Below are 17,890 nucleotides of genomic sequence, written 5' to 3' on the forward strand. Positions count from 1 at the left end.
GTTTGATTTAATGGCGTTTTTGTACTTTAAGTATACTTTTAAGTGTGTTTTTATAGTTGGATAGAACGATTGATTATGATAATGTTAGTATCGGTTGAACTCAAAAAAACTTAAAAAATCATAAAGTTTTCATAAAGTTTTAAAAAAGGATAGAAATGTTTTTGTATTTATAAAATATGTCGTACTTTTACATCGCCTTGAATGAGGGAACAAGTCAAGGTAATAAATTTTTTTTCATCATTTGTGTTTTTAGAATCGTATCGCCTGATACGATTCTTTTTTTATGCCTATTTTTCATAGTTGAGAAGAAGGTCAATAAAGTAAGAATAGGTCACCGAACCTTCCTGTTGATTGCTCTTAAGAAACAGATTATTAGTATATCCGAAGAAGTCATCCAGCCACCCCTGGTGAGTAAACGCGAATTTTTTTTCATAAATCCTGTCTCTTTTCATTGCAGATGAATAATTAGTAAGAACAGATTTTACAAATTCAGGATCTTCTTCAACAATAAACCTTAGAAGACTTTTCAATGTAAAATACTCTGTACTATATCTCAGATCCGTATTACTGGAATTGATGCCTATCAGGTATCCCACAAAATTAGCTTCCTGCTCCCTGGCAAAGCCCAATTGATGAGAGCTTTCATGTGCTGTAGTAAAAGGAATGAATATAGAAGGAAGTTCAGAATTATATTGAGCTTCAGCAGTAAAAGGATTGTAATATCCCAGTATTCCGGTAAAACTCATGACATTCTTAAACAAGCTCGGTTTAATGGCCAAAATTTGCGTTGTTGTTTTATCTGAGATATAATGAGGGAGTTTGGCCTGTTGTTGCAAAATTTCCTGTTGTATGGACTTTAGATCCGTTATCATGAAGACTCCTTTCTGATCTTCATGCACGGATTCTCTGGTGAGCTTGCATTTTTCAAGATAACGCAACGCCAGTTTTTTAGCCTTTTCTGTCTCCGGCTTCTCCTGGCTCGACAGTTTTTTAATGATCGGAGTCTGGAAATACATCATTCCCCAAAATATCTGATAGACAAAATAGAAGATATTGACCATGATCAACATCTTCAGAAGAGAGCCGTTTCTACGCTTCTTGTTGAATAAAGAAATGAAAAGATACACAATAAAACCTCCCAGTATAAAGTAGAGCAGATCTCCCACAGAAAATGGAATCCAACTGAATAGAATTTGATGAAATCCTTTTTGAAATTCAAAGAAATTTTCAAAAAAAGAAATCATCAGTGAAGACTTTGAGAAAAGGTAAAACAAAAGAAATTGGGCAAGTAATAAACCTGCCCAACTTCTTTTTTTATATATTATTTTCGTACTGTTAATGACCATTGCCTTTAGATATATGATCCAGGCTAATTCCCTGGCTTTTTAAAATACCGGTTACACGGATTGCATAGAATGCAAGATAAGCAAAACAAATAACACCCACGATATAGCTAAACTGGATATTGATAACATCTGCTACGTATCCTTGTAAAAGACTTACAAGACCACCTCCCATAATCATCATAATCAGGTATCCTGACCCTTGATTGGTATGCTTTCCAAGACCGTTGATAGCCAGCGCAAAAATACATGGCCATAACGTTGAGCAGAATAAACCTACACTTGTGAATGCATACACAGAAATCATTCCTGTTGTAAACATACCTGTTAGCAATGCTGCTATTCCTGCTACTGAGAAAATCAAAAGCATTCTTGCAGGATTTCCTTTACTCATGATATCACAAATAATCATGGCGATGATAACAAAACCATACACATAAAATGGTGAAAGATCATGCTTGGCAATTGCGTTCACAAATAAAAATACACCAAATGCAAGATATGGAGCCAGGAATCTTAGTATCTTTTTAAAACCTGCATTGACGTCAAATGCTTCCACGGCACCCGTCCAACGGCCAATCATAAGTGATGCCCAATATAAAGAAACATATGGCGCTACATCTTTGGTTTCAAAACCTAAGTTTTTCTCCATATAGGCAGGAAGGTTACTGGCTGTAGAAACTTCCACTCCAACGTACACAAAGATAGCAATCATTCCCATTACCAATTGAGGGTACTGAAACGCTGAACTTTTATGCTCTCCCGGAGTTGAATCATCTGTATTTTCAACATTTGTTGGCGTTACAGCAGGAAGAGATGAGAACTTCAGCATTATTGCAACCAATACAAAAGCAACTCCCAAAATTAGATAAGGAATTTTCACACTCTCGATACTGGCTTCCGTGTTGGCTGCCGAAGCAGAACCGAAAATAGCAAATGCAACAATAAGAGGTCCGATCGTCGTTCCCAGGTTGTTGATTCCTCCGGCCATCGTTAACCTTTGAGATCCTGTTTCCGTAGGACCTACCTCAATGGCAAGCGGATTGGCAACAATCTGCTGAAGAGAGAAGCCTAAACCTACAATAAATAATCCTGAGATCATTAGTGGGAAAGATTTCAGATTGGCAGCAGGGTAAAATAACAATGTCCCCAATGCAGAAATAAGCAATCCCAGAATAAGCCCGTTTTTATATCCGATTTTGTTAATCAAATCCTGACGAATACTTTTGGAAATACCCATGTAGATTAAAGAGCCTACAGTATATGCAACATAAAAGCAGATCTGTACCAGCATACTCTCAGTTTGGGTTAAATTGAAGGCTTTTTGGAAAACTGGGATCAGAATATCATTACTGGCCGCTACAAATCCCCAAAAGAAGAATACAGTAACCAAAGGAATGAATTGTGCCCAATTGGTTTGTTTAGAATAATTTGACATATTTATTAAAGATTTCACAACAAATATAACTATTTCCGTTAAACGGAATACTTAACTAAGGTTTTTTTTATTTCTTCGAAACTTATTGATTTTGAGTCTTTTGGAGAATGTGTAGTATCTATGACTCCATTGAAATACACCTTTACAGTACCGGGGTGCCCCTTAGCATTGTCAAACGGAAACATTTCTTTCAACCCAATAAACGTGTAAACAGCAATAGGGGAGTTGTGTTTTGAGGATAAAATAAATGCCCCATCCTTAAAGTCATCCAAAAGAACAGAGGTATCATCAGGAACTCCTCCTTCAGGGAAAATGGCAACGCTGTTCCCTTCCTCCATTTTTTCAGCACATCTGCGGTATACATCGGCCCGGCTTCTTGCACTGCTTCTGTCTACCATTACACATATCCTTTTATATATCGTTCCAAAAATAGGAATCTTGACAAGTTCTTTTTTTCCTACAAAACAAATCGGATGATCCGGAGATAAAATACAAACCAGCATAATATCCATAATCGAGGTATGATTGGATATGAAAACATACGGGATGTTTTTGTCCATTTTTTGTTCGGAAAGCTTAATGAGATCATACCTGAAACCCATTCCGTAAAATATTCCGAAACACCAGAGACGGATGAATTGATAAGCATATTTATAATGCTTTTTATTAAAAGATAAAATATAAACAGGGATACCAAGAGTGATGGTTAAAACAAATGCTAACACAAACAGCCAAAGTCGCCAGAGATGATTTAAAATTTTTGTCACTACTTAACCGTTAAAAATTACTTTCTTTTTTACCGAATAATTAAGAATGGAAACCAGCAATATTGCTGCAATTTTACTGATTATTTCCGGGCTCAAGGTATAAAAAAATAAATTGATATTATCCTTAAAGATTAAACTGTAAAATATCTGGAAGAATCCTAAGCTTAATAAAGTTGATACGAATGAAACGGCCATAAAATAGACAAATTCCTTTTTCTTGGAATGCTTACCTCTTTCGAAAACAAACCAAATGCTCAGAAAATAGTTGGTGATAATTCCGCAGCTCGTCGAAAAGATATTACTCAATGGATAATGGATCCCATGAAAATTCGTTTCTTTTGCGAGAAAATGAGGAAGGTAAGTACTGAATATCTTGAAGCTGCCAATTTCTACAATAGCACTCAGTCCTCCTGCCACGATAAAGAACAGAACCTGTTTCTGGCGTATAAGTATTTCTTTCATTTAATTTAAAATAAAACTTGAAAATATTTCCGTATTAAACTGATGTTTAGAATGTTTTGTATAAAAACCATTTTTAATCAGTAGTGTTAGTTTCGTCAATAATGAATAATGTCTATTGATAAACATAACATTTCATAATATGGATATGCAAATTTATAACTATATGTTAAACACTGAAAAAAGTTGTTAAAATATTTTTTTAAATAAAAATTATGTCTAATTTTAATCAACAGAATGATGTACAATAACCTGATAATAAATTCATTTTCAAATTCTTGTGTTAATGGTTTTTTCTATCTTGTAATGCACGGTTGAAGGCATACTCTCCAACATTTTTTGATCCAATTGATAATAATATTTGTATGAAACGTCAAAACAAATACAGAAAATTCCAGCTTCAACAGAAAAATATTGAGGCTCTTGAAAAAGAAAACTCCCGCTTCAAACGAGTGTATTCTGAGTACGAAAATATGTCTAATGAACTTTGGAATCTTGAAAACTCCAAAGGAGAACCTGTACCCGATGATTTTATTAATGCAATGGTACTACAGACTTCTTATCTTGAAGATGAGATTGAAGACTGGCTTTTGCAGTTTAACGAAAAAAAGACTGATATAAAACATTCGTGATTTTAGACAGCTTCCGGGTTGTTTTTAAATGCTAATTGAAGATAAATTCATAATTTAGCATCCTTAAATTAAAATCTAAAATATGGTTGCTATTGTAGATAGTGGTTCTACTAAATCGGATTGGGTAATTCTTGATGACTTTAAGAAAGTTTTTCTGAAAACAGAAACCATCGGCTTTAATCCGAATTTTATCAATAGAGAACTTATCGCTCCTGAAATTCAGAAGAACAGCAACCTGATGTTGGTGAGAAATTCAATTACCAAAGTCTATTTTTATGGCTCAGGATGTGGAGTGCAAAAGAATTGTGAAACCATAGAAGAAGAGCTTCAGAAAGTATTTGGAAAAGCTGAGATTATTGTAAAAGAAGACCTGATGGCCGCTGCCTATGCTGCCTACAGCGGAAAACCGGCAATTGTCTGTATTCTGGGCACAGGCTCAAACTCTTGCTATTTTGACGGTAAAAATCTGAAAATAGAATTGCCATCCCTTGGATTCCTGATTGGAGATGAGGGAAGCGGAAGCGCGATCGGAAAACAACTCGTTCGCAGATATTTTATGAAAAAACTGCCGTCTGATCTTCATACCGAATTCGAAGCAGACTACAATCTTACCGTAGAAGATGCATTGAAAAATATGTATCACGCTCCAAGGCCAAATGCTTATTTGGCTAATTTTACCAAATTTGTGATCGAAAGAAAAGATCATCCTTATTTCAGGGATATGGTTTTTGAAGAAATGAAAAGCTTCTTCGAATACCAGGTTTTGCCTTATCATGAAGCTAAAGATGCTGAGATTAATTTCATCGGCTCTATTGCTTATTATTACGAAAATATTCTACGTTCTGTTGCTACAGAACTTCATTTAAATGTGGGACATGTTGTTCAGAAACCAATTGAAAGCTTAGTAGATTACCACATTAAATATATACTCTAACAAAAAACGAAATTTTATGTCAAGTAAAAACCACCGCGACGAAAAGAACTTTAGCCAGGCCGCGTTAGATTATCATAAAGCAGAACCCAAAGGAAAAATAGAAGTTATCCCATCAAAGCCACACTCTTCTCAGAGAGATTTGTCATTGGCATATTCTCCGGGAGTAGCAGTTCCTTGTATGGAAATTCACGATAAACCGGAAACCGTATATGATTATACAGGAAAAGGGAACCTGGTCGCTGTAATTTCTAACGGTACTGCTGTACTTGGACTTGGAGATATTGGTGCTGAGGCTTCAAAACCGGTAATGGAAGGGAAAGGTCTTTTATTCAAAATATTTGCAGATATCAACGTATTTGACATCGAAATTGATGAAAAAGATCCAGACAAATTTATTGAAATTGTAAAAGGAATTGCTCCAACCTTTGGAGGAATCAACCTTGAAGATATTAAAGCTCCTGAAGCATTTTATATTGAGCAAAAGCTGAAAGAGGAATTGAATATTCCTTTAATGCATGATGATCAGCACGGAACTGCAATTATTTCTGCTGCCGCATTGATCAACTCACTACAGATTGCCAATAAGAATATTGGTGAAGTAAAAATGGTAGTGAATGGAGCCGGTGCTGCTGCTATTGCCTGTACTAAGCTTTATATTTCATTAGGATTGAAAAAAGAAAACGTCCTGATGTGTGACAGTAAGGGGGTAATTAACCACAAAAGAGAAAACCTTACGCCTGAAAAATTAGATTTCATTGCTAATACAGATATAGAAACATTAGAAGATGCTGTAAAAGGATCTGATGTTTTCGTTGGATTATCCAAAGGAAATGTAATGACTCCCGAAATGTTGTTGAGCATGGGTGAAAATCCTATTGTATTTGCTTTGGCTAATCCGGATCCGGAAATTGCTTACGACCTTGCCCTTGAAACCCGTAAAGACGTGATCATGGCAACAGGAAGAAGCGATTATCCTAACCAGGTAAATAACGTATTGGGATTCCCTTATATTTTCCGTGGTGCACTGGATGTTCAGGCTACAGGAATTAATGAAGAAATGAAATTGGCAGCGGTGCATGCTATTGCTGATCTGGCAAAAGAGCCGGTACCTGAAGCTGTAATTCTAGCTTATAACGTTCAAAGTCTGCAATTCGGAAGAGACTACTTTATTCCAAAACCATTTGATAACAGACTGATCACGAAAGTTTCAAGTGCTGTAGCAAAAGCTGCTATTGAAAGTGGTGTTGCCAGAAAGACAATCTCGGATTTCGAAGAATATGAACACCAGCTTCTGGACAGAATGGGCAGAGACGAAAGGTTGGTAAGAATGATGCAGAGCCGTGCCAAGTCTAACCCAAAAAGAATTACCCTTGGAAATGCAGAAGAATATAATGTGTTGAAGGCTGCTCAGATTCTTTATGAAGAAGGAATTGCTTATCCAAGTCTTTTAGGAGATAAAAAATACATCAAGGAACAAATGGATCGTTATGGAATTAACCTTGACATTCCAATCATTGATCCAAGCGATGACGATCAGAAAGAAAACAGAAAGAAATACAGAGAAACCCTTTGGAAACTTCGTCAGAGAAAAGGAATGAACGAGTACAAAGCGAAAAGATATGTTCGCCAGAGAGATTACTTCGGACCTTTAATGCTTAAGCATGGAGATACTGACGGTCTTATCGTTGGATTCTCTAAAAATTATACCTCAGTATTACGTCCTGTTTTGGAAGTTATTGAAAAAGATAAAGGAGTAGATAAAGTGGCGGCGATGATGATGATCCTGTCTGAAAAGAAACCTATTTTCTTTGCAGATACTTCTATCAACCAGAATCCTACATCAGAAGATCTTGTGAATATTGCTAAAATGGCGGAGTTTACAGTGAAGTCTTTCGCGATCGAGCCAAGAATTGCAATGCTTGGTTTTGAAAACTTTGCTGCCATCTCTGAAACATCCAAGAAAGTAGCGAAGGCAGTAAGTATTCTTCATGAGAAGTATCCTAAAATGATCGTAGACGGTGAAATTCAACCGGATTTTGCCATGAATGCTGATCATTTAAGTGACTATCCTTTCTCAAAATTAGGAACAACACCTGCCAATACATTTATCTTCCCGAATCTTGAAAGTGCCAACTTATCATACAAAATTCTAAGAGGAATGAAGGTTGCACAGGTAATCGGACCTATCTTAATGGGATTAAAGCAGCCGGTACACGTACTTCAGATGCGTTCCAGTGTAGATGAGATTGTGAATCTTGCCACTATCGCAGTTCTTGATGCTCAAAGAAGAGAAAAGAAAGCGTAACAAATAAACGATTGTAAAATCGGGATAAACCAGACGAATATTCGTCTGGTTTTTTTGTTTTTGTATATGATTAAACCTTATCGAAGGACAAAATAGGAGTATTGGAATGCTTGTTTTTGTGATGTGGCAAAAAATAGAGGTTAATTTTTTTTACTATTTTTTGTTATTTTGATTCAAATTGTATCTTGGTTTTTAGAGCTGAAAATGCAAAAAGTATATTGATACATCGTTTCTTATGAAATGTTATTGTTTTTTTTAAATGGATAAGATTATTTAATATCTTAGGTTTATAAAACACAAAGACGTACTAAAAACACAAAAATACAAATGCATGAAAAAGGAAAAAAAGTTTTCGGGCGGATAAAATCGTTTTGTTATAAGTTGATCATAGAAAGCATAATGATTGATCCGAAAGGAAGCGTACAATGTTTCAATAATCAGACTTAGATAATTCCACTCACATTCTTAGATTCTTTTAAATAGCAGATGTTCTCTTCTGTTGGGGAGTTTGTATTGTTTTTAGTTGGTTCTTCTTAGAAAAACACTATTGAGAAACGACTATGAAAAAAAGAACACTTGCAAGATCAGGATACCTGTTTTTTTTGGCAACAGGATCATTATTGTATGCGCAAAAAATTAATTTTAAATCACATGAACTCTCTTCCAATGGCTATTTAAGAACAGGTTTTGGATGGACAGAAGGAGGTCAGATGGTCAATTTTATAACTCCGGATAACGTTCATAAATTCAGAATGGGTAATGAAGCCAACCATTATGCCGAATTTCAATTCAATTACCGATACAAAAACAAAGATTCCGTTAATCTGTATGAAGTCACCTACATGATGTCTAAGTATATTCCTTTCGGTGGAGACAACTATAAGCAGTTTCCCGAAACCGCTCAATTGTATGGTAAAATAAACAAAGTCGTTAAAAATGCCAGCATTTGGATTGGAAAGAGATACTATGATCGTAGAAATGTAGAAATGTTAGATTATTTTTGGATCAATTCTGCTCAAAATTCTCAGTTAGGAATTGGATTAGAGAATTATCAGGTCAAAAACTCCGGTACCTTGAATCTGGCCGTGATGAGATTTAAATACGGAAATAATGACGCTCACTCCTATGTAACGGATTTCAGATATCTGGACATTCCGGTCTCGGAACACTCCAAACTTAATCTTTTAGGACAGTATAGTGTGAAAACTCAAAATGATATTACAAATACACCACGCTCTACAGGCTACGCTGTCGGAGGTTGGTGGACTTATTCCCAAAAGAATATCACAAATACTTCCACTGTAATTTTCAGGAAAGGAAGCTCCATTACCGATAATACTTACACAGGAAAAACAATAACGGAAAATGCAGGCGATAAAATAATGTATAATCTTGATAGGGCCAATTCCTTTGATGTGATTAATAATTTTGTTTATGATGATAAAAGAAAACATGCCGTACAGGCATCTCTTACCTACCAATATAGAGATTTTGGTATTGGCAATACCGATAATAATGGAATAATTATCGACGATAAAGCGTCAAGGAACCTTTTTAGCGTGGGTTTCCGATATCTGTATTATATCAATAAACATTTTAATCTTGCTTTGGAGGCTGGAAACGATTATGTAAAAAATAACAGATCAGGAGTAGAAGGAAGTTTACAGAAAGTCACATTTTCGCCTCAGATTTCCTGGGATTACGGATATTATTCAAGACCGGTATTAAGACCGTTTGTTACCTATGCGCATTGGTCTGATAGTTTTAAGGGGACTACAGGGATGTCAGATTTCAACACAAGGCTTATCAGTAAAAATAATGGGTTTTCATTTGGTCTCCAGCTTGAGGTATGGTGGTAAAGTAATTTGGTTAAAATAAGAAATATTTTAAACCATAAAATGAATATTTAAGAAATTTTATTTTTTGGTGATCTTTTATTTTTATAATAAATTGATTGAATATCGCTTCAAAATTTAAGTTAAAAAGCATTCGTGTGTGAAATGAAAATATTAATTAGTTTAAATTGCTATATTTGGGAGTTTTAAAAATTAATAATGATATTTTCTTTACAAGGCACAGTTCAAGAACTTACGCCTACCTACGCCGTAATTAATGTACAAGGAGTTGGTTACTACGTGGGAATCAGCTTAATGACCTCACAGACGCTGGTTCTTAATCAGCAGACCTTTCTGTTTATTCAGCAGATCATCCGTGAAGATGCCCATCTTCTCTTTGGATTTAACACTCGTTCTGAAAAAGAAATGTTCAATCTGTTAATAAGTGTTAACGGAGTAGGAGCTGTTTCTGCTCTTATTTTATTGTCAACACTTAGTCTTGACGAGATTGCTAATGCAATCCTTTCAAAGAACAGTGCGCTGATCCAAAAAGCTAAAGGAATTGGGGCCAAAACAGCTGAGAGAATTATTGTTGATCTTAAAGATAAAGTACAGAAATTCAGTGTTCCGGGTGAGAACATTTCTGCGCCTGTGGATAATAAAATTAAGGAAGAATCGTTATCTGCATTAGAAGTTTTGGGGATTCCGAAGCGAATGAGTGAAAAAATTGCAGACAGAATATTGAAGCAAAATCCAAATAGCTCAGTTGAAGAATTGGTTAAACAAATTTTAAAAAACATTTAACATTTGGTGGCGAATAATAAGCATTTTAAGATATTTTTGTTCCTGTCGTTCCTGTGTATGTCTGTGAGTGCCTTTGCACAGCAGAAAAAGACAGACACACTGATCATAAGAAAACAATACGAAGTGGCTGACCCTACAAGGTATGAGGCCTATTACGATATAAAAACCGGGATGTACTATGTATATCCCAAAGTCGGAAATACCATAACCGGTCCTCCTACTGCCATGTCTCCTGAAGAGTATAAAGAATACATGCTCGCCACACAGACTAAAGCATATTACAAGGAAAAATCCGATAAATACAATCTCCTTTTCAGAAAAGATAGAAGTGATGCCAGAAAAAAAGGGCTGATTCCTTCTTTACTCATCAACAACAAATTATTTGAAACTATATTTGGAGGGAATAAAATTGAGATTATCCCTTCAGGGTATGCCTCAATTGATTTTGCAGGATTATATCAGAAGATTGATAATCCACTTATTCTACCACAAAACAGAACCAGTTTTACCTTTGATATCGACCAGAGAATTCAGCTTGGATTATTAGGTAAAGTAGGAGAGAACCTTCAGTTAAAGGCTAACTATGATACCCAGAGTGGATTTGCATTTGAAAACAGAATGAATCTCGTTTGGCAGGCAAAAGGAAGCTGGAAAGATCTTCAGAATAAAGGTCTTGGAAATGTTGACAAACCCAGCGAAGGAGGAGAAGATAAAATTATCAAAAGAGTTGAATTCGGTAACGTAAATATGCCACTTTCAACCAGTTTAATTCGTGGATCCCAATCTTTATTCGGGGTGAAAGCAGAATTCCAATTAGGGAAAACCTTTGGAACAGTCGTTCTCTCACAGCAACAGGGTGAAGCCAGAAATATTGTAGTACAGGGTGGTGGTGTGATGAATAATTTTAAAGTCAACGCTATTGATTACGAAGAAAATCAGCACTTCTTTTTAGGACACTATTTTCTTAATAAATATGATGATGCCTTACAGAATTATCCACAAATCAATTCTACCATCAATATTACAAGAATAGAAGTATGGGTACTGGATCAGGGAAACAGCAACTTAGCCTATCAGAAAAGTATTATCGGGATCAGAGACCTGGGGGAAGGCCCGGGTGGCACCACGCCATTGCCGGATAACTCGCAGAACGGGTTATATGATGCTATATCAGCAGCAGCGGGAACCAGAGAAGCAGGTAAAAACTATGGTACCATCTTACAGGGGCAGACTTTTCCGGGAAGTACAGTACCATACAATAACAGTGATCAGTTTATCTATAATACCAAAGCCAGAAAATTAAACAACAGTGAATTTATATTTCAACCACAGTTAGGATATATTTCATTGAATCAGAAACTTAATGAGAATCAGCTTTTGGCCGTTTCTTATTCATATACTGTCAATGGAAGTAATAAGGTGTATAAAGTCGGAGAATTCTCTGAGGAAAGCCCTGTTTTGATTACCAAAGTACTAAGGGTAAACAATAAAGTAGATACGGAATCGCCAATGTGGGATCTGATGATGAAGAACGTGTATTCTTTAGATGCAGGTCAGGTATCACCGGATGGATTTATTCTGAACGCTTACTATAGAGATCAAAAAACTGGTGGTAAAGTCAATTATCTTCCGGATACTCCTGTAAAAGATATCAACTTACTGAAATTATTCAATTGGGACCGTCTGAATATGAACGGAGATATTCAGAACAATAAAGATGGTACTAAGGGGGATGGTATTTTTGACTTTGTAAACGGAATTACTATAAGACCGGAAACAGGAAGGGTTATTTTTACGAAGGTCCAGCCTTTTGGAGATTATATGCAAAAAGTATTAGGAGGCAGTAATGATCCTCAATATGTTTTCCATGATCTCTATGATAAACAAAAACAACAAGCACTTTCCAGTAACCTTGCACAAAGATATACTCTGGAAGGGCGATACAAAGGAGTTCAAGGACAAGGTATTTCTTTAGGTGCTGTAAACGTGCCGCAAGGATCTGTAAAAGTCTCAGCCAATGGAGTACAACTTGCCGAGGGGGTAGACTATACTGTAGACTATATGCTAGGTACAGTGACCATCATCAATGAAAATGTAAAGCAGTCCGGACAAGCCATTAATATTTCATTAGAAAATCAATTGACCTTTAATACCCAGAGAAAAAGATTTTTGGGATTAAACCTGGAAAGAAGGTTTAACGAGCACTTTATCTTAGGAGGTACAGTAATCAATTATTCAGAATCTCCGCTTACCCAAAAAGTGAACTTCGGGCAGGAAGCTGTTAACAATACGATGGCAGGGATCAATTTGATGTATAACAATCAGGCCCCTTTCCTGACAAGATTGACAGATAAACTTCCGTTAATAAAAACTGAAGCACCATCCAATATTAACTTCAAGATGGAAGGAGCTTATTTGATTCCGGGATTAAACAAGGCAACAAACAGTCAGTCTTATATTGATGATTTCGAACAAACAACTTCTAAAATCTCATTAAAAGAACCGGCAGCCTGGAGTCTGGCCTCAAAACCTGAGAAAAATACACTACCGCCATTCAATACGGTTCCTGCTAACGACGATATCACAAGTGGTTATGGAAGAGGGCTATTATCCTGGTATAATATTGACCCAAGATTCTGGAATGTGGGAGGGAAAGCTCCCGGTGGAATCACACCGCAGTCTGTATCCAATCATGCCTCCAGAAGGGTGCAGTATTCTGAAATTTATAATAACAGAGACTTCGTAGCAGGTGAGCAAACCTACACGAATACTTTTGATATCTCTTACTATCCTCAGGAAAGAGGACCATACAATGTAAATCCGGGAGCAGAGCAGGCACAGAGTAGATGGGCGGGGATTATGAGACCAATTAGTGTTCCTAACTTTGTAAGTTCAAATATTGAATATGTTGAATTCTGGATGATGGATCCATATGCGGATGGTAATAAATTAGGGGATAACGCAAAACTTCTACTACACTTAGGAAACGTTTCCGAAGATGTATTGAAAGATGGAAAAATGCTTTATGAAAATGGACTTCCAACTCCAGCTACGCAATCATCTACGACTACTTCAAATTGGGGGACACAACCAAAGCAGCCACCTATTCTATATGCATTCTCTACTGAAGGAGATGACAGAAAGAGGCAGGATGTTGGATATGATGGTTTAAGCTCAGATCAGGAAGCAATGAAGTTTGGAAATACATTTGTAAATCCGGTAACAAATATTGTTGACCCTGCAGTGGATGACTTTGTATTTTATTTGTCGGATAAATTTACAGGAAGCCAGGCTTCTTCATTGATCCAACGATATAAATATTTCAGAAATCCGGATGGAAACTCTGAAGCCAACTCTCTGAATGTGGCATCACAGACTCCGGATGCGGAAGATATCAACAGAGATTATAATCTTGATCAGACAGAAAGCTATAATCAATACTCTGTAAGTCTAAAGCAAACAGATCTGGTATTGGGCACAAAGAATAATAATATTGTAGATGTAAAAACAGTAAAAGCAAGTTTCCAAAACGGGCAGTCTGCAGATGTAAAATGGTTCTTATTCAGAATACCGGTTTCTCAATTTGATAAAAATGAAGGAACGGCAGATCCCTCTGTATTGAATAATGTGAGATTTGCAAGATTAATGCTGACAGGATTTGAGCAAACCTCTACATTAAGATTTGCGACCATGGACTTGGTGAGATCAGACTGGAGAAAATATCCAAATAAAATTGCAAGTCTAAATGTAGGTGGAAACCAGGAAGGAATAGGCGAAGTATCAAATGATAACTTTGATGTAGGAAGTGTGAATATTGAAGAAAACGCATTTAACCAACCTCCGTACGTTTTGCCTCCGGGAATAGATCGACAGGTACTGAGTGGAAATGCCGGAGCACAAAGGCAAAATGAAGCCTCTTTGTATATAAAGACCAATCAATTGGAAAGTGGTGATGCCAGAGGAGTATTTAAGAATACTTCTCTTGATATGAGAAGATATAAAAAACTTAAGCTTTTTACTCATGCTCATGATCCGGCGAATAGAGATAAATATTTAGGAAGAATTGATCCTAAAACTAGATTTTTTATTCGTTTTGGAACAGATGCCACAGACAACTATTACGAATATGAAGCAGCATTAAAACTAACGAGAACTACAGAGACAACACCAATGGAAATCTGGCCAATGGAAAACGATGTTGATCTTGATATTCAAAATTTTGTAGACGCAAAGATTAGAAGAGATAAAAATAACCCGAATAATATTGCCGAAAGGACACTTGATAATGTTTTTGGAGGAGGTGATAATGATAAAAAAATCTATATCAAAGGTCGTCCTAGTTTAGGAAACGTAACAACCATTATGATTGGGGTGAGAAATGGTGTTGCAAGGGGAGAACAAGATGCTATGCCTCTTGATAGGGTTCTTTGGGTAAACGAAATCCGTTTGTCTGAAATTGAAAACGATGGCGGATATGCAGGAAATGCAAGTTTGAATTTCAATATGGGAGATTTTGCTACGGTAAACGCCAATGCTTCTTATACCTCAGTTGGTTTCGGAAATATAGATTCAAAGCCTGCAGAAAGAACTCAGTCTACACAGTCTGCGTTCAGTATCAATACTGCAATCAATGTAGATAAGCTTCTTCCTGAAAAAACGGGAGTAAAGATTCCTTTAAATTATTCTTATTCACAAACCATTGAAGATCCGAAGTACAATCCTTTGGATACCGATGTGGAGTTTAGTAAGGCACCAAACAAAGAACAGCTGAAGAAAGTAGCAAGAACATATACCCAGCAAAGAAGTATCGGAGTGGTGAATATGCGTAAAGAAAGAGTTAATCAAAATAAAAAGCCTAAGTTTTATGATATTGAAAACGTTTCGGTAACTGCGGTTTATAATGATGACTATTTCAGAGATATTTATACCAAGAGAAACTACAGACAATATCTGAGAGGGTATATTGATTACAACTATACCTTCAAGCCTTGGGTGGTGAAACCTTTTAACAAAATGATCAGCGATACGGCGAAGTCTACGAAGTATCTGAGATGGGTAAAAGAATTTAACTTTAACCCTATTCCGACAAGATTATCTTTCAGAACGGAAATTGACAGAAATTATAATGAACTTGAGTTTAGAAACGTAGAATCTATTTTAAGCGGAAACACCAATGGAAACTTTGATGCGATCAGAAACAGAAACTTCTACTTTGGCTGGCAATATGGTTTAGGATTCAATTTCACCAAGTCATTAAAACTTGAAATCAACTCTGCAACCAGAACTCTTAATGATAATATGGACGTTAATGCGATGGATAGTAAATCGATTTTCGGAAATGTTTTCAGAGCGGGAAGACCTGTATTGTATAACCACAGAGTACAGCTAAATTATAAACTTCCCTTCCAGTACCTTCCTTACCTGGATTTTATTGATGCAGAATTGGGCTACGGATTTACCTACAACTGGAATGCGAGATCTACTTCAATGCTTGGATTTGTAGATCCTGATACCAATAGGCCGGCAAGTTTAGGATCTGTAGGACAGAATACAAATGTGATTCAGGCTACAGCGTCGGCAGATCTTCCTAAGTTCTTTGGACAGTTTAGTTATTTTAAAAATATCAGTGCTAAACTTCAGAAGCGCAAGCAGGAAATGGATTCCCTGAACAATGTGTATACAAAACAGTGGGAGAAAAACAGATACCGATACAAGAAATATAAATTTAAGAATAAGCTTACTCCACTTCAAAGTGCAGCCTTTTTCTTAACCTCTTTCAAACAGTTGAATGTAAGTTATACAGAAAATAATGGTACGGTACTTCCGGGATTACTATCTGCTCCAAACTTTTATGGATATGGGCAGACATTAGGAGGGCCTACAATTGGATTCCTTTTAGGTTCACAGGCTGATATAAGAAGAACAGTAATGGAGAATGGCTGGGTAAGTGATTCTAAATATATGACAGATCCATACGTAAGAATGTCGACAAAAGAATTGAGGGCAGACCTACAAGTGATGCCGATGAATGATTTCCGTATTGATCTTAATGTGCTCCATACCTTTAACAGTAATTTTACCCAGAGTGGCTTTAATTATATAAATGGTGGAGTAGCAAATCCGGACTTTACATTTGCGAACGAGATGGTAACGTATTCCAATTCTACGATGCTGTTAGGAACATCCTTTAAAGACGGCCAGGCTGTTTATCAGACACTGAGAGAAAATGCAAGGGCGTTTTCACAACAATTAGGTGGACCTGGTGCAACTCTGGATAATAATGGATTTGCCAAAGGCTATAGCATTGCTAATGCTTATGTCTTGATTCCTGCATTCAGAGCAGCGATGGAAGGAAACTCTGTAAGTCCGATGGGCAACCCTAAAAAATCAGGTTTCCCGTTACCAAACTGGAGAATTACCTATTCAGGATTAAAAAATATCCCAATCATCAGCGGGCAGTTTACGAAGTTTGATATCTTACACGGATACACTGCAACGTATACAGCAACAGGAATTCAAAGGAATATTGATTATCATAGTAATCCTGGTGGGTTTTATCAGACAGTGGATGATACAGGTGCCGTAGTAAAAAATGGCGGAGATAAAATTAATCCTTATACATTTGCTCAGGTAGGATATGTTGAATCATTCTCACCACTGATTGGAGTAGATGTAACGATGAGAAACAATATGCAGTTTGGTTTGCAGTACAACAGAACCAGAATGCTGGTGCTCGGATTGGTAAACAATACGCTTACAGAAGATGCCAACACCGAATATGTAGTCAGATTAGGATACATTGTCCGAAACTTTAGATTGGGAACAGCCAATATCAGAGGAAGAGGTACCAGAGGAAAAGGAAGTGATCTTAACATCAGGGGAGATATTGCCTTAAGAGACAGCAGAACGTCTATTATGAATATTCTGCTGAATGATGCGCAGGTAACCGGAGGACAGCGACTTTTAAATATAAAACTCTCTGCCGACTATAATGTTTCTGAAAACTTAAACCTAAGAGTGTTCTATGAACAAATGACCTCGAAGTATAAGATTTCAACAGCATTCCCATTATCTACGATAAGAGCAGGTATCTCTGCAACATTTACATTCGGAGATTCCGGTGGTGGGCTCTAGCGATCATATAAAAATATAAAAACAAAATCCCTTTCTGAAAAGAAAGGGATTTTGTTTTATGATAAGCGAACAAATTAAGGTTTTTGTTTTGTAATTTTTATACTCATCCTGTATAAATACGACATGTTTTGTCGCTTTGACAATATACTTTTGTATACCATTCATAAAAAAGCACAATTATACGAAAAGGCGAGTTTTAATTCTCATTATTGGGATTTTAAAACTACAAAGGATTAAAT

At 36.4% G+C, this 17,890-nt stretch carries 10 protein-coding genes; 6 read left to right on the top strand and 4 right to left on the bottom strand.

The window, feature by feature from the left end; all coding sequences use genetic code 11:
- Positions 1–287: 287 nt before the first annotated feature.
- From EG342_RS08930 to EG342_RS08945, 4 genes are all read right to left on the bottom strand, one after another.
- Positions 288–1,244, bottom strand: a complete 957-nt coding sequence (locus tag EG342_RS08930; protein ID WP_317126844.1) for a DUF3810 domain-containing protein — start codon at positions 1,242–1,244, stop codon at positions 288–290.
- Between the two features lie 91 nt (positions 1,245–1,335).
- Entirely contained in the window at positions 1,336–2,781 is a 1,446-nt protein-coding gene (locus tag EG342_RS08935) for an MFS transporter (RefSeq protein ID WP_103294241.1), read from the bottom strand.
- A gap of 38 nt (positions 2,782–2,819) precedes the next feature.
- A complete protein-coding gene (locus EG342_RS08940) occupies positions 2,820–3,548 on the bottom strand; it encodes a lysophospholipid acyltransferase family protein (RefSeq protein ID WP_103294240.1) in 729 nt (242 codons plus the stop codon).
- Between the two features lie 3 nt (positions 3,549–3,551).
- A complete protein-coding gene (locus tag EG342_RS08945) occupies positions 3,552–4,010 on the bottom strand; it encodes a GtrA family protein (RefSeq protein WP_103294239.1) in 459 nt (152 codons plus the stop codon).
- Positions 4,011–4,372: 362 nt separating this feature from the next.
- Here EG342_RS08945 and EG342_RS08950 point away from each other — a divergent pair, with 362 nt between their 5' ends.
- From EG342_RS08950 to sov, 6 genes are all read left to right on the top strand, one after another.
- Positions 4,373–4,639, top strand: coding sequence for a hypothetical protein (locus EG342_RS08950; protein ID WP_103294238.1), 267 nt, complete (start codon positions 4,373–4,375; stop codon positions 4,637–4,639).
- Positions 4,640–4,721: 82 nt separating this feature from the next.
- Complete coding sequence (locus EG342_RS08955) at positions 4,722–5,573, top strand: BadF/BadG/BcrA/BcrD ATPase family protein (protein ID WP_103294237.1); 852 nt, start codon at positions 4,722–4,724, stop codon at positions 5,571–5,573.
- A 16-nt stretch (positions 5,574–5,589) separates the two neighbouring features.
- A complete protein-coding gene (locus EG342_RS08960; protein ID WP_103294236.1) occupies positions 5,590–7,878 on the top strand; it encodes an NADP-dependent malic enzyme in 2,289 nt (762 codons plus the stop codon).
- A 560-nt stretch (positions 7,879–8,438) separates the two neighbouring features.
- Positions 8,439–9,737 carry a carbohydrate porin gene (locus EG342_RS08965; RefSeq protein WP_103294235.1) on the top strand — a complete coding sequence of 433 codons (1,299 nt, stop codon included), beginning with the start codon at positions 8,439–8,441 and terminating at the stop codon, positions 9,735–9,737.
- Positions 9,738–9,932: 195 nt separating this feature from the next.
- Positions 9,933–10,517, top strand: coding sequence for a Holliday junction branch migration protein RuvA (gene ruvA, locus EG342_RS08970; RefSeq protein ID WP_103294234.1), 585 nt, complete (start codon positions 9,933–9,935; stop codon positions 10,515–10,517).
- Positions 10,518–10,523: 6 nt separating this feature from the next.
- Positions 10,524–17,651 (top strand): T9SS outer membrane translocon Sov/SprA, encoded by a 7,128-nt coding sequence (gene sov / locus EG342_RS08975; RefSeq protein ID WP_455423427.1) that lies wholly within the window; start codon positions 10,524–10,526, stop codon positions 17,649–17,651.
- Positions 17,652–17,890: the final 239 nt, after the last annotated feature.

The sequence above is a fragment of the Chryseobacterium lactis genome (genome assembly GCF_003815875.1).
Classification (GTDB): Bacteria; Bacteroidota; Bacteroidia; order Flavobacteriales; family Weeksellaceae; genus Chryseobacterium; species Chryseobacterium lactis.

Excerpts from the sequence above, each read along its gene's own strand:
- ruvA (WP_103294234.1), top strand. The coding sequence starts at position 9,933 with ATGATATTTTCTTTACAAGGCACAGTTCAAGAACTTACGCCTACCTAC.
- EG342_RS08930 (WP_317126844.1), bottom strand. The coding sequence starts at position 1,244 with ATGATTTCTTTTTTTGAAAATTTCTTTGAATTTCAAAAAGGATTTCAT.
- EG342_RS08935 (WP_103294241.1), bottom strand. The coding sequence starts at position 2,781 with ATGTCAAATTATTCTAAACAAACCAATTGGGCACAATTCATTCCTTTG.
- EG342_RS08965 (WP_103294235.1), top strand. The coding sequence starts at position 8,439 with ATGAAAAAAAGAACACTTGCAAGATCAGGATACCTGTTTTTTTTGGCA.
- EG342_RS08960 (WP_103294236.1), top strand. The coding sequence starts at position 5,590 with ATGTCAAGTAAAAACCACCGCGACGAAAAGAACTTTAGCCAGGCCGCG.
- EG342_RS08955 (WP_103294237.1), top strand. The coding sequence starts at position 4,722 with ATGGTTGCTATTGTAGATAGTGGTTCTACTAAATCGGATTGGGTAATT.
- EG342_RS08950 (WP_103294238.1), top strand. The coding sequence starts at position 4,373 with ATGAAACGTCAAAACAAATACAGAAAATTCCAGCTTCAACAGAAAAAT.
- EG342_RS08945 (WP_103294239.1), bottom strand. The coding sequence starts at position 4,010 with ATGAAAGAAATACTTATACGCCAGAAACAGGTTCTGTTCTTTATCGTG.